A 25,637-nucleotide genomic window follows, 5' to 3' on the forward strand; every position below is an offset into this window, starting at 1 on the left:
TTGGCAAATTTTTTATACCCCCTTAAGAAAACTCTTTACGGATGGGCGGGTATAAGATTAAAATAAAGGACATGCCGCCAGGGGAGAGGCCCAGGGAGAGGCTTATTAACCACGGTTCCGAGGCACTCTCCAGCGCCGAGCTCCTTGCTATTCTGCTCAGAACTGGCACAAAGGATGAGAGTGTCCTCAACCTCGCCTCAAGGATTCTGAGTGAATACAGCCTGAAAGACCTAGCCCGTGCCAGTGTTGGAGAGCTCAAGAAGATTCACGGGATAAGCGATGCAAAGGCGTGTCAGATAGCAGCGTGTTTTGAGCTCGCCCGCAGGGTGGCAGTGAGCAGCGCCGATGAGAGGCCCGTGATTAAAAGCTCTGCAGAGGCCTTTAGGGTGCTTCAGCAGAGACTTTCTCAGCGGAAGGTGGAGGCCTTTGCAGGTCTCTACATGAATTCTAAAAACAGGGTGCTGCGCTTTGCATACATATCCCAGGGTGGAATGGAGGCGAGTGTTGTTCAGCCCCGCGAGGTGTTCAGGATTGCCCTGGAAGAGGCTGCCACCCGCGTGATAGTGGCCCACAACCATCCCAGCGGGGACCCGGAGCCAAGTGAGGAGGACATAAGGATAACCCGGGCGCTCAAAAATGCAGGGGAGCTTATCGGCATTGAGCTGCTGGACCACCTGGTCATAGGAGATGGGCGCTACGTGAGCCTTCGCGACAGAGGTTATGTTTGAGAGGCGGAAGTGCACGAAATTGCCCAACCTTTTTATAATTCCTTTAAGATGGCACAGCACAGGTGGAAGGGAAGGGTGGTAAAATGGTAAAAATAACTGAAAGAGCTGTTGAAGAATTGAAGAAGATTCTTAAAGAAGAGGGTAAGGAAGATTATGGCATTAAGCTGTACATCGCCGGTGCAGGCTGCAGCGGCCCGAGCTACGGTATGGGCCTTGCCAAGGAGGCGGAGGAGGGCGAGAAGGAGATTGAGAGCAACGGGATCAGGTTATTCTTAAGCGAGGCTGTAGAGGCTCACCTTGAGGATGCTGAAATAGACTACATCGAAACCCCCTACGGCGCGGGATTTGCGGTTCACAACCCCAATGCTGAGAGCGCCTGCGGCAGCGGATGCTCATCCTGCCACTAGGATAATGTATGGGGTGCATCAAGGTGGGTGGTCACCTGGACTTTCAATATCCTCGCTGAGGGGTGATCAGCGGGACTTTACAGACTTTTCCTCATAGCTTCTTCGCCAGTATTCGACGGTGTGCTACTGGCAGCGCTCTCCGCAGGTGTGGTAAGTGACTTAAAGCTGGCCTTAGTTTTTGGGATGAGTGTATTCTCAGGTGTGGGATGTATAAGTGTAGCTGCCACCCTGCGAAAGAAGTTTTATGCTGTGGCTCTGGTCTATCTTGCCGTGGGTGCGCTCTCGCTTATAGTGGCGGTGTTCGCAGATGCTATAAGAAGTGCCATATTTCCTCAGTTCTACCTTTTCTCTGCGCTGTTGCTGATAACTCTCGGACTGGAGTTCCTTGGAATAAACGTGGGTATAAGAGCCAAGGAGGTGGCAAAGGTCGGCATCGCTGTGGCTTTAATTTACTCAATGCTCCATATCCCGGATGGGTTGAGCATGAAGTTGGAAAGTCACACAATCAGATTTGTACTCCTTTCAGTCGGGACCGGCTTCCTTTCCACCCTTCTCGGTGGAATTTTCCTCTACAGACGAACAAATCCAGAAATCCTCAGAATAATCTCAGGTGTTATTCTTGTGATACTCGGAGTAAAACTTTTGTGACCCATCCCGGAAAGTATATTACAGCGCTGCCTCCTAAGATTTTCGTATGAACACTGTAGCGCTGCTCGCAGGCATAGCGGCGGTTGAGTTCCTGCTTCTGCTGCACTACCGTCGTGCAGCAAGGCGAGAGCTTTCAATGCGTCAGAGCATCGCTTCGAGGCACGGCAGGATATACGAGCAGTTTCTGCCCTTTCTAAAGGAGTACCCCTACAGCGCAGAAAACTTCCGCTTCCTCGGCTCACCTGTGGATGGGGTGCAGTTTGAGGACGACAGGATAATTTTCATAGAGTTCAAGTCAGCAAATTCAAGGCTTTCGAAAGGGCAGAGCAGGATTAAAGAGATAATAAATTCAAAAAGGGTATACTTTAAGGAGATTCGGCTGAGGTAGTGGAGATGGGTGAGGAGATACTGGACGAGTACGACGCTGTAATCGAAAACGAGGTGAGGCTGTACTTCTCCCGCGCAAAAGAGGAGGCAAGCTACCATCCCTTCTTGGGCAGGCTGTATGAAAACCTCGCCGAATATGTGCTCAGGAGGGGCAGGCGTCTCGCGACGACGAGTGCGCTGCTCGTTTACTCTGGCATAAGGGGCGGGGTGGATGCAAATGCGAGAACCCTTGCGCTGGCGCTTGAGCTTTACCGCCATGCGATACTCCTCCACGACGACCTCGTTGATGGTGATGAAGAGCGGCGCGGGGGTAAGGCTTTCCACCGCCTTTTCGGGTTGGGTGAGGGCTTCGGTGAGGCTGCGGCGGTATTCACAGGCAATATGCTCTACGCCATGGCGTTTGAAGTACTTGAAGATGTGCCAAAATCGGAGGAGCTCCGCCGCCTGTTTGCACGTGCCTACCGCGAGGTTAATGAGAGTCAGGTGCTTGATGCCTACTTTGAGCATGTCGAGCCCAGCGTGGAGGAGTGGTATGCGATGGCGAGCAGGCGCGCACCCTCACTTTTCAGGCTTACACTGCTCGCGGGCGCTGTGCTTGCCGAAGCCGGGAGAGAAGACCGCGAGCACCTGGAGAGGGCGGGCACAGAGATAGGCTATGCCTTCGACATCCAGGACGACATCATAGGCACCTTCGCCACAAGGGAGCAATACGGGCGAGAGCCCGGCGGAGATGTGCTGCGCGGCAAGAAGCCCCTGCACATCGCCCTTGCGCTGGAGCTTGCTCCCGAGAAAGAGCGGGAGGAGCTCCGCAGGATACTCGCCTCGAGGAGCGCTGGCAGGGCGGAGATTGAGAGGGTTAAAGAAATCGTGCGGAGCTGCGGCGCTCTCGATGAGGCAAAGCGCATCGCAGGGCAGCACGCTGCGGGGGCGAAGACGGAGATAGGGAAAACCTCGCTGAGTGAAGAGGTTAAGCAGGTCTTCGCCGGCTTCATAGACTACGTTGCCGAGAGTCTGGAGTGGTATGCCTAGACTTCATCTGATTTTCTGATAGCGGCTACCGGGGCTAATCTAAGATTTCCGTTTCACTGAAATTCTTTCACAGCCTTCCAGCGAGCAGAAACAAAAACAAGCCTAAAGAAAATTCCGCCAGCTCCAGCGCCAGCAGCGCTGGTGGCGGAAGCTCCAAAATGCGCAGGATAAGCCTGCGGTACCACCCCGGCGCATAGCTGAGCCCGAGCGAAATGTACCGTCTTCCCAGCACCAGCGCGAGGGCTGCGTCCAGCATAAGGAACAGCCCCACCGCCTTCATAACAAGCGCCCCGAAATTCATCGCCAGCCCTCGCTCTTCTCCTCTGCAAGCCTTTTAGCGCACATTAGCTGCCTCCTGCTTGCCCAGCTGTGCACTCTCCTCCCCAGCAGCACCCACAACAGTCTGTTCCTGAGTCTGGGCACCTCGTAGACGAGCAGCTTTATTATGCTGCTCCCATCAGTTTCAGCTCTGGCTATCCAGGTTTCTGTGCCCTTTAATGGTCCCCCAGTGAACTCCCACACCACCCTGTCTTCGCCAACCTCAACGCACCTCGCTGTAAAGGTCCATGGCACAGCTTTGACTCTTAATGTGCTGCCCACCCCAACCCTTCCCCTATCTGGAGACCACTCGTGCCTCACAAAAGGCAACCCGTGGGAGGGCTCCCATATTCTAATCTTCTCCAGAGATGTGAACACCTCATGCACCGCCTCAGGAGGAGCAGAGGTGCGAACGGCAATAACGTCCTTCATCTTTCTGCCCCACTCAGCGCCACATACCTGCCAACAAAAAGCTCCTCGCCCTTCAGCAGATCAAGCACCAGCGGGGGGTCCTCCTCACTCGCTCTTCGCAGCTCCAAACCCCATCGCCTCCTTCACCCTCTCCACGTCTTCCCTTCCAGAGAGAATTTCCAGGAGCTTGAAGGCAACCTCAACGGCGGTGGCTGGCCCGGAGCTGGTTATGATGCGTCCGCTTACGGCGAGGGCTGCGTCAACCACGCTGGCACCCTGCTCCGCAAGATAGCGGGTGTGCACCCCACCGTCAAAGGGGTAGGTGGTGGCTTTCCTTCCCCTCAAAAGCTCCGCCTTTGCTATTGGCTTTGCGCCGACGCACACGCTTGCGATTGCTCCGCCGTTATCGTATATGGTTCTCATTGCCTCAAGCACCTCCCGCGAGTAGGCCTCGGTAAAGCCCCTGTCGTGGAAGCCTCCCGGCAGGGCAAAGGCGTCGAACTCCTCCAGGTCAAGCTCTCCCAGCAGGTGCTGCGGCTTCACCAGCAGGCTATGAGCCGCCCTAACCTCGCTGCGCAGACCCGTGGTGATAAGCTCCACAGCCTCAACGCCGGGGGTAACGCGCGTCCAGCCGAAGACGTCTATGAAGGCGGCTGCCTCCAGCTCCTCAAAGCCCTGGGCGAGGAAGAGGAGGACCTTCTTCATCTCAATCACCTGCTCTACCTCAGCATCTCCTCCGCCTTCTCCGGCGTTGCAAGGGGGTAAACTTCAAAGCTCGCGGGCACAATCGCCGACCACTCCGTCAGCAGCCTGTGTAGCTCGTCGTTGGAGGCCACGTCAAAGATTACAACAGAGCCCCTGCCCACCCTGGGGTAGAAGCACAGCAGCTTCTCCTCCTCAAGGCTGGCTATCCACTCCCTGAACTTCAGCCTCGCCGCCTTAACCTCCTCTGGCTTTGCGGTCTCCGGAGAGCTGACCACCAGGAAGAGCATCTTTCTAACCCCCCGACTCAGCTGTGTTGAGAGGTTACCCCGCGTTTCTTAAAAAGGTTTCGTGTTCAACTTTCAGCCGCGTGCTACTCCAAAATTTCCCGGAAGGCTATGCTTTAACCCCCACCAGAAATATTCTGTAGAACTTCAGCCTTACCACCCCGCGCTTATCTGCCTGCTCCTCAAAGCTCCTCCTCACCACTTCCTTAAAGGCTGAGATGTACGCCTCTGAAAGCTCAATGCCGTAGTACGCCGGGTTCAAATATCCCGCTGCCGCCCCGGAGGAGAAAATCCTGAAGGCTTCTTCAGGTGTGTGCTCCGTTGTGGTGGTCTCAATCTTTGAAAGCAGCACCTCAAACCCCGCCCTCCGGAAGAGGCGTGCATACTCCTCTGCCGTCTCGAGGAAAAACCAGGGATTCCTGAAGTGGTCGAAGATGCCCGCGGTTCTCTCGTCCTGCTTCACCCGCTCCACCGCCTCTATGAAATTGGGGGAGTACACCCTCTTCGCGGGTGCCTGCACACCAAGTCTGCCGCCACTGCGCAGGGCGGTGAAGCAGTTCCCCACCGCTCTCTCAGGGTCCCTGAACCACTGAAAGGCGGAGTTGCAGAATATCACGTCGAAGCACTCCTCGTAATCAAGCTCCTCCGCGCCTTTGATTTCGTAGATGATGCTTAGTCCTCTGCTTCTCTCCACAGCCCTATCTATCATCGCCGCCGAGGGGTCAACGCCCACGACCCTTCCCGCCGTCAGGTTCCTTATTCTCCTCGTAAGAGCACCGGTTCCGCAGCCGAGGTCGAGCACATCCTCATCGCCGGAGATTCTGAGCAGGGAGAGCAGCCTTTCTCCGGCGGAGCTCTGCACCGTCGCATGCCTCTCATACTCCTCCGCTATGTCCGAGAAGTTCAACTTTCACCCCTCGCGTCATCTTCAATCAAGTTCCCCCTTAAATTTCTTCCGCAGGCAACCTCAATACCTAAGCCCAAGCGCATTGTTGAAGGTATTCAGGAACATGTACAGCGACACTACAGAAACTATCTCTATAGTCTCACTCACCTCCAGTACTCCCCGGAGATTCGCCACCACTGGGGCTAATTTTTTCTAATTCGCTCAGCAGAGTCACCTCTACTTCCTTTACTTTTTTAAGTCTTTTATCGTTTGTAATGAAAACATATGCTCCAGCATATATGGCAGTGGCTATCTGGATAGCATCTGGTGTTCTAATTCCATACTTCGCCCTCAGTTTTGCGGCTTCTATTGCTATTTCACTGTAAACTGGATATACCTGTAGATTCCTTGAGTTTAGCAGTATTTCAGAGTACTTCTTAACCAAATCTTCACGGGTAAGCCGATAAGGCTGAACAAGAACCTCCAGTAGAGTTATTGTGGATGTAACACCCTCACATTCACCTTTATCTATTAACTCAAAAATGGGATCCACGACATTAGAAAATCTTTCACTCTCAATAAAATATATCAGCGGAGATGTATCTATCCCTATTACTTTGCCTGTTAGTTTCTTCAGTAGTTCCATGAAGACCTCTCACCCTCGATGTACTCCTCCACGTTAACACCCCTCCACACTTCCCTTCCAAGCCCCTTCAGCTCCCGAACACTCCTCCTTTTGACTCCCTTCTTCAGCATGAGTATAAGCTCTTCCATCAGTTTTATCTGCTCCTCCACCTTCATTTTTCTTATTTCCCTTAGCGTTGAATTTCTCAGTGGGGTGCCCAATTTTTCCACCTCTTTAATTGAGACCACAATTCTCATTTAAAAAGAATCTTCAAAAGAAAGTAATGACCTCTGCTTTCTCAGCTGCCTCAATATCCAGCTCGCATACCCTGGCCCCCAATACTCCTCTTGTATGCTATGGAGTGCTCTATATTTTTGTTTAAATCCTCGATCAGCTCGGAGTCGTAGGCTCCGATGGAGGCGCACACCCCGGGATGCCATCCCTCCATATCCTTCCACAGGCACCTGTGACATGGATTACCGCCTCATCCTCGCCCTCTTTAACTATCCTGCTTTTAACAGCCCCCCTTGCGGTTTTATAAAAGGTTAGCTTGGGCCACTGTATATAATGAAAAGGGATCCATAACCGAGGTCAGCTTCTCTTCCTGTAAATCACCTTTCCCTGAAGCCTTATTTCCTTAATCCTGTGGTAGGGTATCCTCGTCTCCCGTCCGCCTCGCTGAATCACGAAGAAACTCCTCTCAAGCGCAAGAATATCCTCGCCTGAGATGGTAATCTCATCGCCAGGCACACCGCGGTGCACATAGGTAATCTTCACCCCCTTCAAACTCTTCGCAGGATGCCACTTTAGCTCATCGAGGATGCGCTTTGCCATGGAAACACTTATTTGCGTTAAGGTTAATTTAAGTACCGATGAGCGCGAACCAGAAGGTAAAAGACTACATGTCCACCAACGTTATCACCATCTCCCCCGATAAGACGCTTAAAGAGGTTAAAAAGCTGATGCGGGAGACCAATCATGACGGCTTCCCCGTGGTGGAGAATGGGAACATAATAGGAATAATCACCACCCGCGACATGGTGCTCCGCGAGGGAGGCAAGTATGTGCGCGATGTAATGACCCGCGACGTTACTGTGACCTTTCCAGACACTCGTCTGATAGATGCAGCGAGGGTTATGTTCAGGCGGGGCTTCTCCCGCTTACCTGTGGTAGACCGGGACATGAAGCTGGTAGGCATCGTCACCATAACCGACGTAATCCGCTCCCACATAGAGCGCGCAACCCCTGGAAAGGTTAAGAAGCTTCAGGACTCGCTTGAGAAGCTCTATGGCGTTAAGAGCATTGTGCGCCTGGGCAGGGTTAAAATCTCTGAGCTCCTCCCAACGCAGGCGACAGTTCATCCTGATGAGTTCCGTGGCAGAGAATATGAGCTGACCCGCGGCCTGGCAGAGCCCGTGGTGGTAATAAAAACCGGCAATCGCCTTGTACTCGTCGACGGCCACCACCGTGCCCTTGCAGCGAAGAAGCTGGGAATAGAGGAGATAGACGCCTACATAATAGTGCTCAGCCGGGATATTGAACTCGGCCTTGAGCGCACCGCCCGTGCACAGGGGTTGAAAAGCATCGATGACATTAAAATTGTTGAAGAGACGGAGCACGGCATAGTCGCCGATATAGTCGGAGGAAAGCGAAAATGAGCTGCAACATTCTGGATGAGGTTTTTGAGGTCATCAAGCAGAGGAAAGCCAACCCTACGCCGGAAAGCTACGTTGCCTCGCTCATAGCCAATGGTGAGGACAAGATTCTGGAAAAGGTGGGTGAGGAGGCAATAGAGGTAATCCTCGCATCCAAAAGCGCTGACAAAGAGGAGCTGATTTATGAGAGTGCCGACCTGATATTCCACCTCATGGTGCTCCTCGCATCCAAGGGTGCTGATATGTCTCAGGTCTATCGTGAACTTGAGAGGAGGCGAAGGTAGTGGCCAAGTGCAGCTACTGCGGGGCAAGTGAAAGCATGCCCTTCACCTGCAAGTTCTGCGGTAGCAGGTTCTGCGCAGAGCACCGCCTGCCCGAGAGCCACGAGTGCCCAGGGCTGGTGGTGTACAAGGAATCCCGTGGAAAGGAGCCCGAGAAGTGGATATATGAACCCTTTAAGGCAGAGTACAAGCACCTCGCGGGGAGGGAGCCTGAGAGGGGCATTGCGGATAGAGTGCGGGAGTTCTTCTCTACCCTCGACGCACGCAAGGTGCTGTACATCCTAGTGGTGCTTATTGTGCTCAGCGTATTGCTGCGCTCCCTGGGGGTATTATAGCTACGCCCCGCGTATCCAGGCCTCGACCATCTCTCTCGCTACCTCGTCCGGATGCTGTACCGGCGGGGACTTCATGAAGTACGCTGAGGGTGCCTCCAGCGCCCCCGCAATTCCGCGGTCAAGGGCGAGCTTGGCGCACCTTATGGCGTCTATGACCACGCCTGCGCTGTTTGGTGAGTCCCACACCTCCAGCTTGAGTTCGATATTAAGGGGGACATCGCCGAAGCTTCTGCCCTCCAGGCGGATGTATGCCCATTTCCTGTCGGTAAGCCAGGCAACATAGTCGCTCGGCCCTATGTGCACATTGTCCTCGCCAATGTCGTAGTCCAGCATGGACGTAACTGCGCTGGTTTTGGATATCTTCTTGCTTTCCAGACGAGAACGCTCCAGCATGTTGTAGAAGTCGGTGTTGCCACCCACATTTAGCTGCATTGTACGCTCCAGCTTTACCCCGCGCGCATTAAAGAGGTTCGCAAGGGTGCGGTGCACAATTGTGGCGCCCACCTGAGACTTAATATCATCGCCGATGATGGGCACACCAGCCTTCTTGAAAACCTCCTGCCAGCGCTGCTCCCGCGCTATAAACACAGGGATACAGTTAACAAAGGCACAGCCCGCCTTTAGCGCCTGCTCCACATACCACTTGGTGGCGAACTCACTTCCGACAGGGAGATAATTCACAACCACGTCTGTTGCAGTCTCTTCAAGTACTCCCGCCACGTCCACCGTGGGCGAGGGGTGCTTCTCTATCTTCTCGCTCAGATACCTGCCCAGCCCGTCGTGGGTCATGCCCCGCATAACCTCAACTCCAAGCTCTGGAACATTGGCGAACTTCACAGTGTTGTTCGGCTCTGTGAAGATCGCCTCGCTCAAATCCATTCCCACCTTTCTCGCGTCTATGTCAAAGGCAGCGCTGAACTCTATGTCACTTATGTGGTAGTCTCCAAGCTTTACATGCATCAGCCCGGGAATGCTTTCGTCTTCCCCGGCCTTCCTGTAGTACTCCACCCCCTGCACCAGCGAGGAGGCACAGTTGCCCACACCAATTATAGCCACTCTCACCTTTCCCATGAGTGCTCACCGGTGTTTTATGTTCATAAAATAGTATAAGTATTTTATGGTCATAAAATAGTGTTTAAATATCTCTGCACTAAAGCTACATATAATGGGAGAACATCTTCAGATGCTGCTTGTCATGCTGGGCACGCTGTTCATGGCAGCGGCGGCGGTTAAATATGCCCGAATTCCGGGCCAGATAATTTACAGCAGATTGTGGAAGGCTGCAGGATTACTTATAGCTCTATTCCTTATTGGCTATGTGGCCTACTTCTATGAGCTTTTCCTGGGATTAAGACTGGTGGAAGAAACCTATATAATAGCCCTTATTTTCCTCCTTGTGGCGGTGTTTGTGCTTATTGTCATGCATATCAGCGAGTACACATTCAGAGAGCAGATGAAGCTCAATGAGAGGCTGAAGGAGTATGCAGATAATCTCGAGAAGAGGGTGGAGGAAAGAACCAGGGAGATTGAAAAGACAAAGAATTATCTGCGTCTTCTGATGGACAGCATTCAGGAGGCGCTTGTGGCGATAGACATGGAGTTCAGGGTAAGGGAGATGAACAAGACTTTTGAGGAGCTCACAGGGCTGAGCCGTGGAGAGCTTATCGGAAAATCCTGCAGCCAGATTCCAAAGGGCAGTATAAATATCTGCGCTGCCCATGGTTCCTGTCTCATGGAGGAGGTGATAGCCACCCGTGCGCCTGTGAGCTTCCTGGGGAAGGTGGAGGATGCAGAGGGAAGAACTAGATACTTTGAGGTGTTTGCGTATCCGGTGTTCAACAGCGGAGGTGAGGTGGAGCAGATAATTGAGCTGTATCGCGACGTCACGGAGAGGGTGCTTGCAGAGGAAAAGCTGCGCAGATATGCGGCACAGCTGGAGCAGAGCAACAGAATAAAGGACCTCTTCCTCGACATACTGCGCCACGACATACTCAATCCCGCGGGGGTTGCAAGGAACTTTGTGGAGCTTCTGGAAATGGATGCGCATACCGAAGAAGAGAGGGAAAATATCGAGGCGGTAAAGCGGAGTATTGACAAGCTTATTCAGATAGTTGAAGACGCCTCTCTGCTGGCAAAACTGGATGCAAGCAGGGGCATGGAGCTGACGACGCTCAACCTTGCCGAAGTTATAAAGCGCGCCGTGGATGAAGCCAAGCCCCTGCTTGAGGAGGGGGGCATGAAGGTGGAGCTTAATTTTAAAGAGGAGCTGCCCATAAGGGCCTCGAAGATAATAGAGCATGTGTTCCTCAACCTCCTCACGAATGCAGCCAAGTATGCCAGCAATGGCGGGAGGGTGGTGATAGAGGTAAAGGAAGAGGGTGACAGCTACCTGGTGGCTGTTAAGGATTTTGGACCTGGGATAGCTGATGAGTTCAAGGAGACGATTTTTGAGAGATTTACAAGAAAGGAGAAGCGCGGTGTTATGGGCACAGGTCTGGGCCTGGCCATAGTGAAGCGGATTGTTGAGCTCCACTCCGGCAAAGTCTGGGTGGAGGACAACCCCGAGGGAGGGAGCATATTCTACGTAAGACTGCCCAAGGGTGTGGATACAAATTTATAAGCCCACGCCAATAGTTACTCATGCCTCTGCAGCGTCTGAGAAATAAGACAACAAAGGAGGTGCTCTGGTTATACATACTCAGGCTCCTGAAGGAGCGGGAGCTTTATGCCTACGAGATCAAGCCTCTTCTCAAGGAGAGGTTTGGAATCTCACCAGCGCTGGTAACACCCTACGTGGTGTTATACCGCCTGGAGGGGGAGGGTTATGTGGAGGCGAGGCGCAGCAATAACAAGAAGTACTACAGAATAACCAAGAAGGGGGAGAGGCTTCTCGAGGAGGGCATCGCCTACCTGCGCTCAGTAATTGAGAAGCTTGAGAACCAGCGCTAGCTTTCTGCAATTGTTTACCCAACCACTCTGATGTACTCTCCCTCTGCTTCCCGCGTTGTGCCCACAACGAGGCGGAGGTAACTTCTCCTGCGCGAGACCACCTCCTCAAGGCGGCCCCTCGCAAGTATCCGCTCGCCTTCGAAAGCCTGCCCGGCGTAGGTGTGGCTGTAGGCCACAATTTCCTCAACACCTTCATCGCTGCAGCTCACCGCATAGCGCGCCGGATAGTCAAAGGCGAGGGAGGCATCCTCCACCGCGCAGTTAACCTCAGCCATGCCGAGGTGGGTGTAGCTCTCCTTCCCCCAGCTCTCATCGCACCTCTCCCTGACCAGTAGGAGGTCGAAGGTTGTGCCTTTGAAGCTCGCCTTGTGAAACTTCCGCCGCTCGTGCCACAGGAAATCCGGAAAGCTCAGTGTTTTTTCGCCGGGGAAGCGCTTCTCATAGGCGCGCCGCCACTCGGCCAGGGTAAGCTCCTGTATGTGCGCATCGCCCTCCTCAATCAACTCCGCAAGCAGGGCTCTCGCCCTGCGGTGGTTCTCCCTGCCGTAAATCACAAGGTCTATGTCCGACGCTGGCAGGTGCAGCCTAGCGAGCAGTGAGCCGGTTACACCCAGCCTGCTCGCAGGCACCACACCAGAAAAGACCTCTGCGAGTTCAGCGGTCTTTGCCTCCAGGGAATCTCCCGGCTTCTCCAAAATCTCCGCCAGCCTTTCCCGTGGGCTCAGCACCTTCTCCACCCTGGAGGAAGGTACCGCCTGGAGGCGCGCTCCAGCGTGGCTTAAAATGTACTCAGGGAAGTGCTCCTGCAGGTAATGGAAGGACTGTTCCGTCGAGGCCACCTTGCAGTACCCCCTCCTCTCGCCATGGTTAGAGGGATAGTAGCGCAGGAATGCGAGGTAGCGCTGCGGAGGGTGGACATAACTCACAACCGCAAATATCATGCCCTCATGGGTCACTATGAAGTCCCTCAGCCTTACTCCGGCCATGCGCTAAGCACAAAACTTAACGCGTGCAACTAAGAGCGAAGTCTCAGCCAGAGCAGGGATGCGTACCCCAGGCCGATGGCAAAGAAGTAGTAAATAGCGCGCGAGAGCAGTATGCCGGCGAGGGCAGCGCTTCCGGAGACGCCTGCGCCTGCGAAAAGCGCCACCATCGTCGCCTCTGTTGCACCCACGCCGCCGGGCAACAAACTCGCCATGCCCACCAGGATTGCCACAGTCTTCACAGCGGTAATGAGCAGCAGGGATACGTTAACCCCCAGCGCCAGGAAAACTAGGTATGTCTTCAGGTAGGAGGTTAGCCAGATGGCAAAGGAGAGCAGCAGGTTTGCCACGAGGGCACGGCGCTGCGTTGTAAGCTCCCTGAAGGTGCACAGAAACAGCTCAAACCTTGCGGAGACGAAGCTCTCAAATGCAGCGTAGCTGCTGAACCTCCTTCTGAGCATCTCAAGCGGAGGGAGATGGTACACAAAGCGGAGCACCCTCGCCTGGGCGGCGTCGCTTCGCCTGAGGTAGGTGGAGGAAATTGCGGCAAGGACAAGCACAAGCAGGAGAACCTCCCCTAAAAACTTGAGTACAGGAGGTATCTCCAGGAACAGCCAGAGCATAAATATTGAGGCCAGAGAAAAGGTGAAGAAGGCGGTGTAGTTTCCTGCCTTGTCCATCATAACTGTTGCCATTGCGGCGCTCTTCTTGATTCCAGCCTCCCTGGCGAGGTAGTAGGCGCGCAGGGGCTCGCCGCCCACATTTGCTCCCGGTGTGGAGGTGCTCACAAATAAGCCTGCGAGCAGAATCACAAAAATTCGCGAGAAGCGCACATCCCCTGCGATGGATTTGATTAACAGCAGCCACTTAAAGCTCCAGAGCAGAAATCTTGCGATGGTTATGCCTATCGCGAGGGCGATGAATTCGTATCTCGCCCCTGAGGCGAGGGCCAGTGCCTCACGCCAGCTTATCTTTCCGGCTGCGCCTATGAGGAGGAGGGTTACCAGGATGAGAACCAGCAGATTGAGCTTCACCGCCTTCATACAACACCTGACCACATCACGTTCTCATGGATTAGTTCTCTTCACCTACCTCTTTCAATACGAGCTCCAGAAGCTTCTCATCAATATAATACCCTTTAGACATGATTTCCTGCAATCTATCCCCTACTCTATTTATAAAACCTCTCCTCTTGGCCTCTACAAGTAGGCCAAGTGTTCCTCTGATTTCCACCCCAAGTTCACCTGCAATTTTCCTGCCCTTCCGTTCATCGATGAGAAGGATATCATCGAGAGTTTTAGCAAGTGATATGGCTTCAGCCTCCCCTTCATCAAGGAACACCCTAAGCACCTTTGTAAGCTCGCCTTCAACAACTCTTACGCTTATCCATGGATTCGCTTGAAGCAGATGAACCCCTTCCCTCTTTGTAAGCAGTTCTTTTTTCACCGCCTCTGGTATGAGCACCTGCCCATAAAGCGCCTTAAGAAGGGACAACAGGTGGGTTTTGTAGAGGATTATCAATGGTCCGGTATCGGCGATCATAGTGACTTAAGTTCTTCTTCAAGTTCTTCAGGTGTAATATTGGTAAAGCTCTTCTTTCTCTTTCCAAGCTCATAAAGGAAGTCCCAGACATTCAGCCCTGCTAACTCAGCTGCCTGTTTTAAAGTTAACTTACCTTCTGCATATAGTTCACTGGCTAAGATTACCCTTATCTCTTTCTCATTTATGTCTATGGGTAACTTTAAAGAAACTTCTGTCATAGTTATCACCCAGAGGGTTAACATTAACGATATTCTTTGAAGTATTATCCTATCCTCATACAACACCTAATCACACATGAAAAGATTTAAATATACTGCAGGCGAAAATCCAAATTGCAAACTGGAGGGAGGATTCTGCGGCCGGTGCATCTCTACAGGGTAGGTTCCCTTAAATCTGCACTTATCAATGGGATATTTGGATTCACGTCCATCATGTTCTCGGTTTACTTTCTCTTAAATAATGACATTTCCCAGTTTGCAGTGCTGTTTTTCCTGGGACTCGCCTTTTTTGTACTTGCAATAAAAATTTCCGACATCACAAAATAACCGTCCGTTGGCATTCGTGCGATGTACCTTGTCAACATGTTTGTAATTGTTATTTCAGGATTATGGCATGTCGGGAAAGAGGTTGCAGGCAATGCAGGTGAAGTTATACGATACAACGCTGCGCGACGGGGCGCAGTCTGAGCATATCTCCTTCTCGGTAGAGGATAAACTTCGCATTGCCGCAAAGCTGGATGAGCTCGGGATACACTATATAGAGGGCGGATGGCCGGGCTCGAATCCCAAGGACGTGGAGTTTTTCAAAAGTGCAAAGAAGCTTGAGCTGAACACCGCCCGTCTTGTAGCCTTCGGCAGCACCCGCAGGGCAAAGGTTAAGGCAGCGAAGGACGCGAACCTCCGTGCCCTCGTGGACAGCGGCGTTGGCACGGTGACCATCTTCGGCAAGAGCTGGGACCTGCATGTCAGAGCTGCGCTCAAGGTTGACCTTGAGGAGAACCTGGCGATGATTGCAGAGAGTGTGGAGTTTCTCAAGGAGCACGGGCTGGAGGTGTTCTTTGATGCAGAGCACTTCTTCGACGCCTACAAGGGCAACCCCGACTATGCTCTCGCCACGCTGCGCGCTGCCGAAGATGCAGGGGTGGACTGCCTGGTGCTGTGCGACACCAACGGGGGAACACTTCCCTTTGAGACGATGGAGATTATGAAGGAGGTGAAGCGCAGAGTTGGAGCGCCTCTGGGCATACATGCGCATAACGACGCCGACACTGCGGTAGCGAACTCGATTATTGGTGTGAGAATTGGCGCTGTGCAGGTTCAGGGCACCATAAACGGTTACGGCGAGCGGTGCGGTAATGCAAACCTCTGCTCCATAATACCCAACCTCAAGCTCAAGCTGGGCATTGACTGCATCGGCGACGAGCAGCTGCGAAGGCTCACAGAGGTCTCGCGCTTCATCAGCGAGATAGCCAACCTGCCGCATCAGCACAACCTGCCCTATGTGGGAAGCTCAGCCTTCGCCCACAAGGGAGGGATTCATGTTGATGCAGTTTACAAGGCGCCGCGCACCTATGAGCATGTGGACCCTGAGAGTGTTGGCAACGAGCGCCGCTTCCTGGTCTCTGAGCTCTCTGGCAGGACAAACATATACGTAAAAGCCAGAGAGTACGGTATCGCCCTGGAGAAGGATTCCCCTGAATTAAAGCTCATACTCCAGAAGCTCAAGGAGATGGAGAAGCAGGGGTATCAGTTCGAAGGTGCAGAGGCGAGCTTTGAGCTGCTAATGAAGCGTGCCCTTGGCCTGACAAAACCCTTCTTTGAGCTTGAAGGCTTCCGCGTAATTGTGAGCACAGAACGCGAGGGACTGCGCTCCGAGGCGACGGTGAAGGTGAGGGTTCGCGATAAGTATGAGCACACCGCTGCGGAGGGCAACGGCCCTGTGAATGCCCTGGACAATGCGCTGCGCAAGGCGCTGGAGAAGTTCTATCCGGTGCTGAGTCAGGTGTACCTCACCGATTACAAGGTGCGCGTTCTCGACACCCACGAGGGTACAGGAGCCAAGGTGCGCGTGCTTATAGAGAGCAGTAACGGCAGGCAGAGCTGGGGCACCGTTGGAGTCTCTGAGAACATAATCGAAGCCAGCTTCCTCGCCCTCGCCGACAGCATTGAGTACAAGCTGATGAAAGAACAGGAAAACTGAAACTTTATATACCACCGGGGGAATCTTTAATCCGGAATGGTGGAAAAAATCCATGCTCTGGTGGCTGCCGCTCCCTTGGTACTCATGGTTTCTGCAGTGTCCTTGCGCGACTATGCGCCTGGCGAACCAGTGAGCTTTGTGCTGAGTTTTGCAGTGATTTTTCTGGTGCTCATGCTTGACCACATATTCGAAAGCCTCGGTGGTTGAAATGAAACTTATGTGCCTCTCCCTTGCGACTGTTCTGCTCTCCCTTGCTGCAATGAGGGAGGCACTCATTATGGGAGAACCCAGGCTTGTGGGCACATACCTGGGTGCCGCCTTCCTATCACTTGGAGCTTCGCTCTATGTTGTGAGGTATGAGCTTCTGGATGAGCTTCTGGCCGACTTCCTGGAGAGGCGAAGCAGGGTGGGAATAATCTCCAGCGAGAAGGGATTCATCAAGGGCACCCTGGGGATTGCTATAGTTGCAATAACCATCAGCAGCTTTGCACTTATCCTGAAGTACCTCTCGGGGGGTGGACAATGAGCCTCTCGGCAAAGCTGATAGACTGGCTGGATGAGAGGCTCGGGATTCGCAGGGACATAAAACGTGCCCTCCGCAGGACTGTGCCAAAACATGCCTCGAATCCTGTGTACTGCCTCGGCGGCATAGCCTTCTTCGCCTTTCTGATAGAGGTGGTCACAGGCATAGCCCTTGCGAGATACTACCAGCCAGATGCAGCTCTCGCCTATGAAAGTGTGCGCATGATAACCTATGAAGTGCCCTTAGGCTCCCTGGTTAGAAGCCTCCACTACTGGGCAGGCAATGTTATGATTGCGGCAGTGCTCCTGCACATGCTCAGGGTTTACTTCATGGGTGCCTACCGCAAACCCAGGGAGCTTAACTGGCTTGTTGGTGTGGCACTCCTCCTGCTTACCCTCGCCTTTGGGTTCAGCGGCTATGCCCTGCGCTGGGATGTTACGAGCTACGGCGCCACAAGTATTGTTGTGCTCGCCCCTGCTTCCCTCCCTCTGGGCGGTGCATGGTTGGTGAAGGTCTTCCTAGGCGGAGCTGCAATAACCGGAGAAACCCTTCCAAGGCTGTATTTCCTGCATGTCTTTCTCATACCCGTGGCCGCCTTTGCACTGATACTCATCCACTTTCTGATTGTAAGGAGGCAGGGAATAGCAAGCTACCTGTGAGGTGTTGAGATGAGCGAACAGAGGATACCCTTCTTTCCCTACCAGATGGTTCGGGAGCTGGCAGTCGCCAGCTTTGTGCTGGGCATTTTAATTCTTCTTTCGGCCTATCTTCCTGCACCCCTCGACCAGGAGGCCATGCCAGGGGAAATCACTGCAATAGAGCCCCAGTGGTACCTCTCTCCCCTCTTCGGTTTACTCGCCCTCTGGGGCAGTTCAGCCAATCTGAGTATGGTCGTGGCTCTACCTGTGGCGGTGCTCATATTGATACTTCTCCTCCCCTTCATAGACCGCGGTGAGAAAGAGGTGGCAAAGCCTCTGCAGAGACGTGCCTGGAGCATCGCAGGCATCGCCTTCGTGCTGTTCATCCTTTACTTTGCCTACTACGCCTACACCACAGGCGTTGCCAGCTATGCAGCATTAAAATGAAAGCCGAGATTGGTGCCAAGCTTACTGCGGTTGCACTCATGACCTTAGCCGTGGAGAGGCTATTTACCGGCAGTCTGGCTCAGGCTCTGCTCCTTGCCCTCTCCGCCGTACTCCTCATACACCTGTCTGTAAGGGTGCGCTGTTGCTCAGGGGGAGGGTGAAGCAGAACTTGCTTCCCTTACCGGGCTCACTCTCCACCCATATGCTCCCGCCGTGCAGCTCCACCAGGCGTTTTGCCAGAGCAAGTCCCATACCTGTGCCAGGGTAGCACCTGGTGGAGGAAGAGTCCACCTGATACAGCGGCTCGAATATCCTTTCAAGGTGCCGCTCTTCTATGCCTATCCCTGTGTCTTCAATGCAGACCACCACAGAAGCACCACCCTTCATTTGATATCCCTTAACCCTCACCTCCCCACCTTCGCGGTTGAATTTTATCGCATTGTCCAGAAGGTTGTTGAGCACATGCTCAATGCTATTCACATCCACCTTCACAGGAGGTAGCTCCCTGTCAAGCTCCAGATATATCTTAATCCCCTGGTGAGCCGCCATGCTTTCCTTGCTCTCCACCGCCTCTCTTATGAGATCCTCGAGGCTGGCAATCTCAAAATTAAGGGAGACGCCCCCTCTATGTATCTCTGCCACCTTCACCAGGTCGTCTATTATGTGTTTCTGCTTGTCGAGAGCCTCCGCTGCCTTTTTGAGGTAATCTCTTGTGCTATTGTCCACATCGTTCATAACAAGCTCTATAAACCCTCTTGCCACAGTCAGCGGGGTTTTAAGTTCATGGCTCACATTTGAGATTATATCTGTTTTGATCCTGTCTATTTCACGGAGGTCATTATAGGCAAACTTCAGCTCCTCATGCGCCTTCTCCAGATCCTGGAGCATGTTGAAGTAGGCGTCTTTGCTCTGCTTTAGCATCTCCTCATATCGCTTTCTTGGCGTAATGTCCCGCACTATGGCTGTGAATCCAAGCTTGCCAATTGAGGTTAGGGTCATCTCCACGTCGATAATGCCTCCATCTTTTGTACGCATCTTGAGCTCCCCCTGCCTTGCAAAGCCCTCTATCCTTGCCTTTTTAAGAAGTTCTATGAGCTCTTCCCTTACCTCTTCAGGAAAGAGGCTCTCAAATGGCTCGCCCGCAACTTCAGCCTCGCTATATCCGAGGACATCCTCTGCCCCCCTGCTCCACATGACTATCTCACCACTGGCACTGAAATTTATCACTGCATCCCTGGAGGCATGTAGGATTGCACGCAGCTCCGCAGTGCGCTCATCCACGAGATCCTTCAGATGTTCTGAGTAGCGCCTCAGCTGCATTGTTCTCTCCTCGACGATCTTCACAAGTTCTTCTGTGTGCCTCCTGAGCTCAGCTTCAAGGCCTATCTTTCTGCTGACCACGTATGCGAAGGTGGTTGAAAGTACCGGGGCAAGAAAGATCATGATGTGAAAGGTAGTAACCAGAGGCTCATCTCTGGTGAGGTGGGCAATAAGCCCGCGTAACCCCGCCATGAATTTGTACTCATAGACGAGGTAGAAGATGAGCAGAAACCAGCCGCTTGCACCTATGGCGATACTCAGCCTGTAGGTTTTTATTGTGGTGGTGAGCTCTTTTAGAAAATTAAACATCACAACTCGCCTCTCAACCTCCGAATTTCTTCACGAAGCTTTGCTATCTCATTTTTGAGCTCTATCATCTTCATTTCCCTTCCAATTGCCATGTTGTAAAAGTCCTCAAGCTCACGCACCTTTCGCTTCAGCTCCTCCTCTGCCTTAACCTCCCTGGTTATATCCTTTGATATCCCAACCATGCCTATGGGCCTGCCACTTGCATCCTTGAGCAGGGAGAGGGATAGGCTGATATCCACCAGCTTTCCGTCCTTTCGGTAAATTTTCATCCTGTAGTTTCTTATTGCATCTTCGAGGTACTCCAGGAGAAACTCCTCCATCCTCTTCCTCTTGAGCCTGAACTCCTCTGGATGAAGGTCGTATATGTTCTTACCGAGCATCTCCTCCGCAGTGTAGCCAAACAGCTTCTCTGCCCCTTGGCTCCAGAAGGTTATCCTGCCCTCAAGGTCGGTTGCCACTATTGCATCTCCAGAACTTTTCATTATGTTGTTGAGAAATTCTCCGGTCTCCTTCAGTTTCTTTTCAAGCTCATATCTTTCGGTTATGTCATTCACCACCTCTAAAACAAGATTAACCTCATCCCTGTCGTTTTTAAGGGGATAAGCATTTATCTCGGCGTAATACGTTCTTCCACTCCTGGTGTGATGCCTGTGCACCACGCTAAAGGGATTTCCTGTGGAAAAGACCTCGAGAACTGGGCATGACTCTTTTTCCTCGGCACAGGGCCAACCCTGAAGATGCGCCACCTCATAGCACTTTTTGCCAATAATCTCTGCCTTGCTCATGCCGCACATCTCAGCGTAGGCCCTGTTGGACATTAAAATCCTGTATTTATCATCAATAACGGCAACGCCATGCCCCAGGCTCTCCACAATTCTCTCAAGGAAGTCTTTGTTCCGCCCAATCTCGGGCATGGCTCTCTCTTCAGTTACATCACGGATAATTGTTAGAACCTTCTCTCCCTTCATAACAATGGGGAGCCTTGTGATGCGATACAGCCTGCCTCCGTGTTCCATGCCTTCGGCACTCTCTGTAAGGGAGGGAAACACCTCAAAAAGCTTTTTTCCTGTTATACCATCCCCCAGGCCCGAAAGCTCTGCAAAACTGCGGTTGGCAAGCACTATTTTGAAGTCCTTTTCGATTACAGCTACAGCATCATCCAGATTTTCCAGAATGTCTCTCCAGAGTTTGAAGTGCATTTCTTTCATACAGTGCAACCTATTATTATATAGTGTCAAAATTATTTTTAACTCTTTTGATGGGTGAGCTTTTTTATTGAGTATTGTAATACTTTATGCAATGAGATACATACTCTTCCTGCTCATCCTGCTCCCCTGTGCCCATGCAGAGGAATTTATGGCAGAGCAGATTACAGTCTTCTCCTCTCCGATGGGAGCGCTGCCTGAGCTAACCAATTTCATCGCCTCGGCCGACACCTCGCTTTATGTCAATGGCTACACCTTCACCAGCGAAGAGATAGCGGCGGCGCTGCTCAGGGAGCTCCAGGAGGGGACCCACGTCGTACTCATGGTGGACAGGGTGCCGGTGGGAGGCATGCCGGAGAGGGAACGGATTCTTTTGAGTACACTTGCCGCACAGGGGGCGGAGGTCTATCTCTACGATGGCTCCCTCAGGTTCAACCATGGGAAATATGTAATCGCAGACAACACAAGCGTGCTCATAACAACCGAAAATTTCGGAAACAGCGGTTTTCCAGTCGAGGGTACGGGCAACCGTGGATGGGGTGCTGTGATATTTAGCGATGAGCTTTCAAGATTTCTCGCTGGGATTTTCTTCTTTGACCTGAAGCAGAGTGTGAGGTATGAGGATAGGAGGGATATGCTCATAGCCGCACGAGAGGCAGAGCATCGCTCCACCGGTAGGAGCTTCAGGGGTAATTTTCCCGTGGTTGCTGTTGTTGCCCCGGATAATGCGATAGATGCCACGCTTTCTCTGCTTCGAAGCGCAAATCGCTCCCTGTATGTGGAGCAGTTCTATATCTACACCTACTGGGGCAGGGCAAAGGAGGGCTCGCCTGAGAGGACGCCAAACCTCTTCCTGGAGGAGGTGATTAATGCGGCTAGACGCGGGGTGGAGGTCAGGATACTCCTGGATTCAACCTGGTACAATTTGAAGAAGGGGGACCCCAGGAGCAACCTGCGCACCGCACGATATGTGAATGAGATTGCGCAGAGGGAGAACCTCAATCTGGAGGCGCGCCTTGCGCGTCCGGGTGATGGAATCAATAAGTACCACCTGAAGGGTGTTGTGGTGGATGGCAGGGCGGTGATGCTGGGAAGTATGAACTGGAATGAGCACTCGCCGAAGAAGAACCGCGAGGTCAATGTGATAATCTACGGCGAGCCGGCGCGCTACTTCGAGAAGCTTTTCCTTGAGGACTGGAAGAGGAGTGGAGGGACGGAGGGCAAGCTTCGCCGTGAGGTTGCGGTGCTGCTTGCAGTGGTCCTTCTGGTGCTGGCCCTCAGGCTGCGGAGAGGTAGGTGATTGGTTTCAAATTATATTATCACTTAATTATCGTCCTATATCCTTTTCCATAAAATATTTATTATAAAATAAAAAACTTTTAATATGCAAGTTGAATATAATGGATTTGACGAAACAGGTAGCCTCGGGAATGATATTTTCTTTATTAGAGTTGGACTTGATAGAAAAAACTACTTCAGAGCTTATATATATAATATTTTGCACTTCGGCGAATTAATAATCAATAAATACGATTTGAAGAGAAAACCGGTCAAACAGAAAAATAAATACCTAAGAAGTATATTAAATGATCCTGTTATCAATGTGGATAATTATGTCTTACCAAAAGAGAATCAAGTACATATTCTTCGTTCTTTAATGCTTAGGGATATGAAAAAATTATTTGAATTCAGAAAAGACCTTATTGCCGCCTTTTTATGGGAGAAGGAAGAATTTATAAACTCTTTAAAAGTTGGTGGTTTTCCAGAATTCAAAAATATACCTGATTTTATGTCTCACCTACGAAATTATGAAAACCCACATTTATACCTCGAATGGTTTATCAAGTCATATTCTTATAGAATGATTTTTCCACATCTTGCTCAAACTTCCAGAATATTGCGAAACCCTCATATCACCAGTGATTATAAGGTGATCTCTTTTATAGATGGTGGACGTCCTTTTTGTTTTTGGTACGATTCTTTTCTTAGAAATTCAAGAAGAGATTCAAAATTTGACATCGCTAAAACGCCTATATTTGGGATAAGCAACGGGGATGAATATTTTCCAGTTGTTATGATGGCTGGAAATATTGCAACTTTGTGGAAATCTCATTTTTATCCACAAGGGTTAAGACAAGTTCCAATGTGGAAAAAAGATTTTGATTTTGAATCATTTTATAATGAATTTGTTAAATCTCTTTACCCTCCAAAATACTTTAATAGAGTGTTGTTTATTGGCCAAATTCCTAAGGAATTACAATATTCGATCCCAATGATATTGCATCGGGAGGATTATTACTATAACATATATGAACCCTTCAGAATCCACCATACTACGAAGGGAAGTAGTATAAATTCCTTTGAACGGAAAATGGGGAAAATTACTGGGAATGATATAATTATAAGCGGTAGAATTTTAACACGCCAAGATAGGAAAGTTTGGGAAGAATTTATAGAAAGAGGTCTTGATGAAAAAAGTCAGCATATAATGGAATATCAAGATAAATTTAACACTTTTTTAGACATTCTTCAGGGACAAACAGAAATTACGAATTTAGATAATAATTATAAAGAAAAAATTATGAAAAGAACAGATAGAATAAGGAAACAGATGAACGATTTTTTTGAAAAAATAAAATAATATAAGATATTGGTGGAGACGGACAGGGCGCACAGATAAAGCCCCCTGCGTCTTATACCACCTCTACTTAATGGTAGAAAATTACCTATATATAAGTTTTTCGTTAGATCTATTGAAACATGCCTGTTATCAATTGATCCAAACTAAGCTCCTTTTATGCCTTATCCATTCCATTTATACAGCATTTAGGTTATAAATTCAGTGCTCCAGGTAGGTGATTCCCGGCACCCTGGCTATGACCATGCCTTCGAGGGTTATAGGCTTCAGCTGCTTCGCCAGCTTGACCGCCTGCTCCAGGCGGTACTCGCTCTCTGCGTAAATCTCCATGAGCGTATCGCCCTTCTTCACCTTCTCTCCCTTGGTTATGTTGAGAAGTATCCCCGCGCCCTTATCCTTCGGCGAACCCGCCTCCCTGGCGATTCTAACCAGGGAGCGGTTGGATATGTGTATCACATAACCCTCGCCCTCACTCTGTATGGCCTCACGGTACTCGCCAACAGGAATATCCTCTGACTTGATATTCTCATCCCCACCCTGAGCTGCGATTATCTCCTTCATCTTCTTCAATGCCTTGCCCGAGCGCAGAATCTCCTGTGCCGCCGCCTTGCCCCTTCCTCTGCTCGCCACACCACCGGCTTCCAGCACTATGCCAGCAAGCTCCAGAGACTTCTCCACGAAGCTGCTCGGTCCTGTCCCCTTCTCAAGGGTTGCAAGCCCCTCCCTGGCCTCCAGAGCAGGGCCTATCGCCCTTCCAATAGGTTTATCGCCGTAGGTTATGGCGCACTCAACATTTATCCCTATCCTCTCTCCCAGTTCGATAAACTCGCGGGCGAAGCGCTTTGCCTCTTCCATCGTCTTGACCTTGGCTTCGCTTCCCATGGGTATGTCGATGACCACAAAATCAGCACCCACCGCATACTTCTTTGCCATGACGCTGCACAGGGCTAGATGGTGGGGGTCAACTGCAAGGGGGTACTCCACCTGAATGAAGATGTCGTCTGCCGGCGCAAGGTTGAGGCCACCTCCCCAGGCGATAATCCCATTCACCCTGTCCACAATCTCCTCAATCTCGCGCACTGAGAAGGTTACGGGTGCGAGAACCTCCATAATATCCGCGGTGCCAGCAGCCGAGGTAATCGCCCTGGAGGAGGTTTTGGGTATCACAAGCCCTGCGGCGGCCACGATGGGTACGATGAGCAGGGTAATCTTATTCCCGGGTACGCCGCCAATACTGTGCTTATCGAACACCGGCCTGCGCCTGAGCTCCAGCATCTCTCCGTTCTCAGCCATCTTCTTGCTTAAGCTTGCCGCCTCCTCCATGTCCAGCCCGTTTATGTAGATAGAAGTTATAAAAGCCGCTATCTCAATATCGCTCAGGTCGCGGTTTACCACGTCCTTGACAATGGCATCCAGCTCCTCATCGCGGAGTGCGCGGTTGTCCATCTTTTTGCGTATAAACTCCACAGATTTGGGCTTCGCTGTGGGTACGACAGTTACGAAGTCGCCCTCCTTCAGGTTGAATGCCTCCTGAAGGTCGATGGTGACTCCCGCCTCTCCTCTGCCTATGGCCCTGGAGGACAGGTTGATGCTGGCCACCTTGTACATCCCGTCATGGTAAACCCTCACCCTATCCCGGGTGTGCAGCCCGAGCTCACGGGCATCCTCGACATTCAGGGTTATCTCGTACCTGTTCTCTTTTATGTCCAGAGCCTTAATTTTAAGCTTCCTCTCCATATTCTCCCTCCATCTGTTCAATGGCAGCGAAAAGCTCCTCCTCACTCGTCAAAAGCTTCTCGCAGGCCTTTTCTAGCATCAGGTTAACCCTTCCACCGTGCTCGCCCACTCTGCGAAAGTCTGTCCGCAGCCCGAGGATGGGCTTTCCAAGGGCAAAGGCGTAGCCCACCTCAAAGGCTGTGCCGTCGTCGCAGCCAGCGCCCTCGAGCACCGCTATTACGACGCCTGCACTGCGAAGCCCTGAAAGGCAGCACCTGAATATCTCCTCCCTTTCGCCGGAGCAATCTCGCTGCGGCAGTTTGACGCTGTGCCCGCGGCGCTCAAGCTCAGAGCAAAGCCGCAGGTTGAACTCCCTCTCAGCGGTGCTGAAGAGCGGCGCAGCAATGTACAGATGCATCCCCATATTCCTTTTCCCTGCCTGTTGCAGATTTCTGCAACGGTGATATAT

At 51.7% G+C, this 25,637-nt stretch carries 36 protein-coding genes; 19 read left to right on the forward strand and 17 right to left on the reverse strand.

All coding sequences use genetic code 11. The annotated features are described in order from the left end of the window. Positions 1-41 precede the first annotated feature (41 nt). The 5 genes from radC to ACXJJW_RS01355 all read left to right on the forward strand — a co-directional run bounded on the left by radC (position 42) and on the right by ACXJJW_RS01355 (position 3,199). Positions 42-728, forward strand: a complete 687-nt coding sequence (gene radC / locus ACXJJW_RS01335; RefSeq protein WP_456473916.1) for a RadC family protein — start codon at positions 42-44, stop codon at positions 726-728. A gap of 83 nt (positions 729-811) precedes the next feature. Then, positions 812-1,135: a HesB/IscA family protein gene (locus tag ACXJJW_RS01340; RefSeq protein WP_456473917.1), complete on the forward strand. Its 324-nt coding sequence runs from the start codon at positions 812-814 to the stop codon at positions 1,133-1,135. Positions 1,136-1,255: 120 nt separating this feature from the next. After that, positions 1,256-1,783 carry a hypothetical protein gene (locus ACXJJW_RS01345; RefSeq protein WP_456473918.1) on the forward strand — a complete coding sequence of 176 codons (528 nt, stop codon included), beginning with the start codon at positions 1,256-1,258 and terminating at the stop codon, positions 1,781-1,783. A 46-nt stretch (positions 1,784-1,829) separates the two neighbouring features. Continuing rightward, a complete protein-coding gene (locus tag ACXJJW_RS01350; RefSeq protein ID WP_456473919.1) occupies positions 1,830-2,171 on the forward strand; it encodes a Holliday junction resolvase-like protein in 342 nt (113 codons plus the stop codon). A gap of 5 nt (positions 2,172-2,176) precedes the next feature. Continuing rightward, positions 2,177-3,199, forward strand: coding sequence for a polyprenyl synthetase family protein (locus tag ACXJJW_RS01355; RefSeq protein ID WP_456473920.1), 1,023 nt, complete (start codon positions 2,177-2,179; stop codon positions 3,197-3,199). 67 nt (positions 3,200-3,266) lie between these two features. Here ACXJJW_RS01355 and ACXJJW_RS01360 read toward each other — a convergent pair whose 3' ends face one another. From ACXJJW_RS01360 to ACXJJW_RS01395, 8 genes are all read right to left on the reverse strand, one after another. After that, positions 3,267-3,500 (reverse strand): hypothetical protein, encoded by a 234-nt coding sequence (locus ACXJJW_RS01360; RefSeq protein WP_456473921.1) that lies wholly within the window; start codon positions 3,498-3,500, stop codon positions 3,267-3,269. Then, positions 3,497-3,949, reverse strand: a complete 453-nt coding sequence (locus ACXJJW_RS01365; RefSeq protein ID WP_456473922.1) for a hypothetical protein — start codon at positions 3,947-3,949, stop codon at positions 3,497-3,499. Before ACXJJW_RS01365 ends, ACXJJW_RS01360 begins: the two co-directional genes overlap by 4 nt. An 84-nt stretch (positions 3,950-4,033) precedes the next feature. Then, entirely contained in the window at positions 4,034-4,633 is a 600-nt protein-coding gene (locus ACXJJW_RS01370) for a DJ-1/PfpI family protein (RefSeq protein ID WP_456473923.1), read from the reverse strand. 14 nt (positions 4,634-4,647) lie between these two features. Further along, positions 4,648-4,920 (reverse strand): DUF3303 family protein, encoded by a 273-nt coding sequence (locus ACXJJW_RS01375; protein WP_456473924.1) that lies wholly within the window; start codon positions 4,918-4,920, stop codon positions 4,648-4,650. 106 nt (positions 4,921-5,026) lie between these two features. After that, the gene (locus ACXJJW_RS01380) at positions 5,027-5,824 is read right to left on the reverse strand and encodes a class I SAM-dependent methyltransferase (protein WP_456473925.1); all 798 of its coding nucleotides are present in this window, start codon (positions 5,822-5,824) and stop codon (positions 5,027-5,029) included. 139 nt (positions 5,825-5,963) lie between these two features. Next, on the reverse strand, positions 5,964-6,449 hold the full coding sequence (locus ACXJJW_RS01385; RefSeq protein ID WP_456473926.1) for a type II toxin-antitoxin system VapC family toxin: 486 nt from the start codon (positions 6,447-6,449) through the stop codon (positions 5,964-5,966). Continuing rightward, positions 6,437-6,649: a hypothetical protein gene (locus ACXJJW_RS01390; protein ID WP_456473927.1), complete on the reverse strand. Its 213-nt coding sequence runs from the start codon at positions 6,647-6,649 to the stop codon at positions 6,437-6,439. Before ACXJJW_RS01390 ends, ACXJJW_RS01385 begins: the two co-directional genes overlap by 13 nt. Before the next feature lie 370 nt (positions 6,650-7,019). Next, positions 7,020-7,262 carry a DUF504 domain-containing protein gene (locus ACXJJW_RS01395; protein WP_456473928.1) on the reverse strand — a complete coding sequence of 81 codons (243 nt, stop codon included), beginning with the start codon at positions 7,260-7,262 and terminating at the stop codon, positions 7,020-7,022. A gap of 38 nt (positions 7,263-7,300) precedes the next feature. On the opposite strand from ACXJJW_RS01395, the gene ACXJJW_RS01400 reads away from it, so the two are divergent. From ACXJJW_RS01400 to ACXJJW_RS01410, 3 genes are read left to right on the forward strand one after another with little or no spacing between them, the layout of a single operon-like run. After that, a complete protein-coding gene (locus tag ACXJJW_RS01400; protein ID WP_456473929.1) occupies positions 7,301-8,086 on the forward strand; it encodes a CBS domain-containing ParB/RepB/Spo0J family partition protein in 786 nt (261 codons plus the stop codon). Beyond that, complete coding sequence (locus tag ACXJJW_RS01405) at positions 8,083-8,367, forward strand: phosphoribosyl-ATP diphosphatase (RefSeq protein ID WP_456473930.1); 285 nt, start codon at positions 8,083-8,085, stop codon at positions 8,365-8,367. The genes ACXJJW_RS01400 and ACXJJW_RS01405 overlap by 4 nt, the downstream gene beginning before the upstream one ends. Then, positions 8,367-8,699 (forward strand): AN1-type zinc finger domain-containing protein, encoded by a 333-nt coding sequence (locus ACXJJW_RS01410; RefSeq protein WP_456473931.1) that lies wholly within the window; start codon positions 8,367-8,369, stop codon positions 8,697-8,699. Before ACXJJW_RS01405 ends, ACXJJW_RS01410 begins: the two co-directional genes overlap by 1 nt. On the opposite strand, the gene ACXJJW_RS01415 is transcribed toward ACXJJW_RS01410, so the two are convergent. After that, on the reverse strand, positions 8,700-9,770 hold the full coding sequence (locus ACXJJW_RS01415) for an inositol-3-phosphate synthase (protein ID WP_456473932.1): 1,071 nt from the start codon (positions 9,768-9,770) through the stop codon (positions 8,700-8,702). It lies immediately after the preceding gene. A 94-nt stretch (positions 9,771-9,864) separates the two neighbouring features. On the opposite strand from ACXJJW_RS01415, the gene ACXJJW_RS01420 reads away from it, so the two are divergent. Both ACXJJW_RS01420 and ACXJJW_RS01425 read left to right on the forward strand, forming a co-directional pair. After that, positions 9,865-11,319 (forward strand): sensor histidine kinase, encoded by a 1,455-nt coding sequence (locus ACXJJW_RS01420; RefSeq protein WP_456473933.1) that lies wholly within the window; start codon positions 9,865-9,867, stop codon positions 11,317-11,319. Positions 11,320-11,339: 20 nt separating this feature from the next. Continuing rightward, positions 11,340-11,648 carry a PadR family transcriptional regulator gene (locus tag ACXJJW_RS01425; RefSeq protein WP_456473934.1) on the forward strand — a complete coding sequence of 103 codons (309 nt, stop codon included), beginning with the start codon at positions 11,340-11,342 and terminating at the stop codon, positions 11,646-11,648. A 14-nt stretch (positions 11,649-11,662) separates the two neighbouring features. On the opposite strand, the gene ACXJJW_RS01430 is transcribed toward ACXJJW_RS01425, so the two are convergent. From ACXJJW_RS01430 to ACXJJW_RS01445, 4 genes are read right to left on the reverse strand one after another with little or no spacing between them, the layout of a single operon-like run. Beyond that, entirely contained in the window at positions 11,663-12,634 is a 972-nt protein-coding gene (locus ACXJJW_RS01430; protein ID WP_456473935.1) for a nucleotidyltransferase domain-containing protein, read from the reverse strand. A 29-nt stretch (positions 12,635-12,663) separates the two neighbouring features. After that, positions 12,664-13,674: a flippase-like domain-containing protein gene (locus tag ACXJJW_RS01435; protein ID WP_456473936.1), complete on the reverse strand. Its 1,011-nt coding sequence runs from the start codon at positions 13,672-13,674 to the stop codon at positions 12,664-12,666. 31 nt (positions 13,675-13,705) lie between these two features. Beyond that, positions 13,706-14,152 (reverse strand): PIN domain-containing protein, encoded by a 447-nt coding sequence (locus tag ACXJJW_RS01440; protein WP_456473937.1) that lies wholly within the window; start codon positions 14,150-14,152, stop codon positions 13,706-13,708. Positions 14,153-14,169: 17 nt separating this feature from the next. Beyond that, complete coding sequence (locus tag ACXJJW_RS01445; protein WP_456473938.1) at positions 14,170-14,454, reverse strand: UPF0175 family protein; 285 nt, start codon at positions 14,452-14,454, stop codon at positions 14,170-14,172. 51 nt (positions 14,455-14,505) lie between these two features. On the opposite strand from ACXJJW_RS01445, the gene ACXJJW_RS01450 reads away from it, so the two are divergent. The 7 genes from ACXJJW_RS01450 (at position 14,506) to ACXJJW_RS01480 (ending at position 18,141) form a co-directional block, all read left to right on the forward strand. Next, positions 14,506-14,718 carry a hypothetical protein gene (locus ACXJJW_RS01450; RefSeq protein WP_456473939.1) on the forward strand — a complete coding sequence of 71 codons (213 nt, stop codon included), beginning with the start codon at positions 14,506-14,508 and terminating at the stop codon, positions 14,716-14,718. 91 nt (positions 14,719-14,809) lie between these two features. Then, positions 14,810-16,372: a citramalate synthase gene (gene cimA / locus ACXJJW_RS01455; protein ID WP_456473940.1), complete on the forward strand. Its 1,563-nt coding sequence runs from the start codon at positions 14,810-14,812 to the stop codon at positions 16,370-16,372. Positions 16,373-16,408: 36 nt separating this feature from the next. After that, complete coding sequence (locus ACXJJW_RS01460; RefSeq protein ID WP_456473941.1) at positions 16,409-16,579, forward strand: hypothetical protein; 171 nt, start codon at positions 16,409-16,411, stop codon at positions 16,577-16,579. A 1-nt stretch (position 16,580) separates the two neighbouring features. Beyond that, positions 16,581-16,898 carry a hypothetical protein gene (locus ACXJJW_RS01465; protein WP_456473942.1) on the forward strand — a complete coding sequence of 106 codons (318 nt, stop codon included), beginning with the start codon at positions 16,581-16,583 and terminating at the stop codon, positions 16,896-16,898. Next, the gene (locus ACXJJW_RS01470) at positions 16,895-17,554 is read left to right on the forward strand and encodes a cytochrome b (RefSeq protein ID WP_456473943.1); all 660 of its coding nucleotides are present in this window, start codon (positions 16,895-16,897) and stop codon (positions 17,552-17,554) included. The genes ACXJJW_RS01465 and ACXJJW_RS01470 overlap by 4 nt, the downstream gene beginning before the upstream one ends. A gap of 9 nt (positions 17,555-17,563) precedes the next feature. Continuing rightward, entirely contained in the window at positions 17,564-17,980 is a 417-nt protein-coding gene (locus ACXJJW_RS01475; RefSeq protein ID WP_456473944.1) for a cytochrome b family protein, read from the forward strand. After that, positions 17,977-18,141, forward strand: coding sequence for a hypothetical protein (locus tag ACXJJW_RS01480; RefSeq protein WP_456473945.1), 165 nt, complete (start codon positions 17,977-17,979; stop codon positions 18,139-18,141). The genes ACXJJW_RS01475 and ACXJJW_RS01480 overlap by 4 nt, the downstream gene beginning before the upstream one ends. On the opposite strand, the gene ACXJJW_RS01485 is transcribed toward ACXJJW_RS01480, so the two are convergent. Next, positions 18,095-19,609, reverse strand: a complete 1,515-nt coding sequence (locus ACXJJW_RS01485) for a sensor histidine kinase (protein WP_456473946.1) — start codon at positions 19,607-19,609, stop codon at positions 18,095-18,097. The two genes, ACXJJW_RS01480 and ACXJJW_RS01485, sit on opposite strands and share 47 nt — an antisense overlap. Further along, positions 19,609-20,808, reverse strand: a complete 1,200-nt coding sequence (locus ACXJJW_RS01490) for a PAS domain S-box protein (RefSeq protein ID WP_456473947.1) — start codon at positions 20,806-20,808, stop codon at positions 19,609-19,611. Before ACXJJW_RS01490 ends, ACXJJW_RS01485 begins: the two co-directional genes overlap by 1 nt. 100 nt (positions 20,809-20,908) lie before the next feature. On the opposite strand from ACXJJW_RS01490, the gene ACXJJW_RS01495 reads away from it, so the two are divergent. Beyond that, complete coding sequence (locus ACXJJW_RS01495) at positions 20,909-22,114, forward strand: phospholipase D-like domain-containing protein (RefSeq protein ID WP_456473948.1); 1,206 nt, start codon at positions 20,909-20,911, stop codon at positions 22,112-22,114. Positions 22,115-22,198: 84 nt separating this feature from the next. After that, positions 22,199-23,455 carry a hypothetical protein gene (locus tag ACXJJW_RS01500; RefSeq protein ID WP_456473949.1) on the forward strand — a complete coding sequence of 419 codons (1,257 nt, stop codon included), beginning with the start codon at positions 22,199-22,201 and terminating at the stop codon, positions 23,453-23,455. Between the two features lie 198 nt (positions 23,456-23,653). Here ACXJJW_RS01500 and ACXJJW_RS01505 read toward each other — a convergent pair whose 3' ends face one another. Then, complete coding sequence (locus tag ACXJJW_RS01505) at positions 23,654-25,189, reverse strand: AMP phosphorylase (protein WP_456473950.1); 1,536 nt, start codon at positions 25,187-25,189, stop codon at positions 23,654-23,656. Beyond that, positions 25,173-25,586 carry a nucleoside 2-deoxyribosyltransferase gene (locus tag ACXJJW_RS01510; protein WP_456473951.1) on the reverse strand — a complete coding sequence of 138 codons (414 nt, stop codon included), beginning with the start codon at positions 25,584-25,586 and terminating at the stop codon, positions 25,173-25,175. Before ACXJJW_RS01510 ends, ACXJJW_RS01505 begins: the two co-directional genes overlap by 17 nt. Positions 25,587-25,637 lie beyond the last annotated feature (51 nt).

The organism is Candidatus Pyrohabitans sp., from assembly GCF_054014795.1.

Coding starts and splice junctions, on each gene's coding strand:
- radC (WP_456473916.1), top strand. CDS start 42: ATGGGCGGGTATAAGATTAAAATAAAGGACATGCCGCCAGGGGAGAGG.
- ACXJJW_RS01340 (WP_456473917.1), top strand. CDS start 812: ATGGTAAAAATAACTGAAAGAGCTGTTGAAGAATTGAAGAAGATTCTT.
- ACXJJW_RS01350 (WP_456473919.1), top strand. CDS start 1,830: ATGAACACTGTAGCGCTGCTCGCAGGCATAGCGGCGGTTGAGTTCCTG.
- ACXJJW_RS01355 (WP_456473920.1), top strand. CDS start 2,177: ATGGGTGAGGAGATACTGGACGAGTACGACGCTGTAATCGAAAACGAG.
- ACXJJW_RS01360 (WP_456473921.1), bottom strand. CDS start 3,500: ATGAATTTCGGGGCGCTTGTTATGAAGGCGGTGGGGCTGTTCCTTATG.
- ACXJJW_RS01365 (WP_456473922.1), bottom strand. CDS start 3,949: ATGAAGGACGTTATTGCCGTTCGCACCTCTGCTCCTCCTGAGGCGGTG.
- ACXJJW_RS01370 (WP_456473923.1), bottom strand. CDS start 4,633: ATGAAGAAGGTCCTCCTCTTCCTCGCCCAGGGCTTTGAGGAGCTGGAG.
- ACXJJW_RS01375 (WP_456473924.1), bottom strand. CDS start 4,920: ATGCTCTTCCTGGTGGTCAGCTCTCCGGAGACCGCAAAGCCAGAGGAG.
- ACXJJW_RS01385 (WP_456473926.1), bottom strand. CDS start 6,449: ATGGAACTACTGAAGAAACTAACAGGCAAAGTAATAGGGATAGATACA.
- ACXJJW_RS01395 (WP_456473928.1), bottom strand. CDS start 7,262: ATGGCAAAGCGCATCCTCGATGAGCTAAAGTGGCATCCTGCGAAGAGT.
- ACXJJW_RS01400 (WP_456473929.1), top strand. CDS start 7,301: ATGAGCGCGAACCAGAAGGTAAAAGACTACATGTCCACCAACGTTATC.
- ACXJJW_RS01405 (WP_456473930.1), top strand. CDS start 8,083: ATGAGCTGCAACATTCTGGATGAGGTTTTTGAGGTCATCAAGCAGAGG.
- ACXJJW_RS01415 (WP_456473932.1), bottom strand. CDS start 9,770: ATGGGAAAGGTGAGAGTGGCTATAATTGGTGTGGGCAACTGTGCCTCC.
- ACXJJW_RS01420 (WP_456473933.1), top strand. CDS start 9,865: ATGGGAGAACATCTTCAGATGCTGCTTGTCATGCTGGGCACGCTGTTC.
- ACXJJW_RS01425 (WP_456473934.1), top strand. CDS start 11,340: ATGCCTCTGCAGCGTCTGAGAAATAAGACAACAAAGGAGGTGCTCTGG.
- ACXJJW_RS01430 (WP_456473935.1), bottom strand. CDS start 12,634: ATGGCCGGAGTAAGGCTGAGGGACTTCATAGTGACCCATGAGGGCATG.
- ACXJJW_RS01435 (WP_456473936.1), bottom strand. CDS start 13,674: ATGAAGGCGGTGAAGCTCAATCTGCTGGTTCTCATCCTGGTAACCCTC.
- cimA (WP_456473940.1), top strand. CDS start 14,810: ATGCAGGTGAAGTTATACGATACAACGCTGCGCGACGGGGCGCAGTCT.
- ACXJJW_RS01460 (WP_456473941.1), top strand. CDS start 16,409: ATGGTGGAAAAAATCCATGCTCTGGTGGCTGCCGCTCCCTTGGTACTC.
- ACXJJW_RS01465 (WP_456473942.1), top strand. CDS start 16,581: ATGAAACTTATGTGCCTCTCCCTTGCGACTGTTCTGCTCTCCCTTGCT.
- ACXJJW_RS01470 (WP_456473943.1), top strand. CDS start 16,895: ATGAGCCTCTCGGCAAAGCTGATAGACTGGCTGGATGAGAGGCTCGGG.
- ACXJJW_RS01475 (WP_456473944.1), top strand. CDS start 17,564: ATGAGCGAACAGAGGATACCCTTCTTTCCCTACCAGATGGTTCGGGAG.
- ACXJJW_RS01480 (WP_456473945.1), top strand. CDS start 17,977: ATGAAAGCCGAGATTGGTGCCAAGCTTACTGCGGTTGCACTCATGACC.
- ACXJJW_RS01485 (WP_456473946.1), bottom strand. CDS start 19,609: ATGTTTAATTTTCTAAAAGAGCTCACCACCACAATAAAAACCTACAGG.
- ACXJJW_RS01490 (WP_456473947.1), bottom strand. CDS start 20,808: ATGCACTTCAAACTCTGGAGAGACATTCTGGAAAATCTGGATGATGCT.
- ACXJJW_RS01495 (WP_456473948.1), top strand. CDS start 20,909: ATGAGATACATACTCTTCCTGCTCATCCTGCTCCCCTGTGCCCATGCA.
- ACXJJW_RS01500 (WP_456473949.1), top strand. CDS start 22,199: ATGCAAGTTGAATATAATGGATTTGACGAAACAGGTAGCCTCGGGAAT.
- ACXJJW_RS01505 (WP_456473950.1), bottom strand. CDS start 25,189: ATGGAGAGGAAGCTTAAAATTAAGGCTCTGGACATAAAAGAGAACAGG.
- ACXJJW_RS01510 (WP_456473951.1), bottom strand. CDS start 25,586: ATGCATCTGTACATTGCTGCGCCGCTCTTCAGCACCGCTGAGAGGGAG.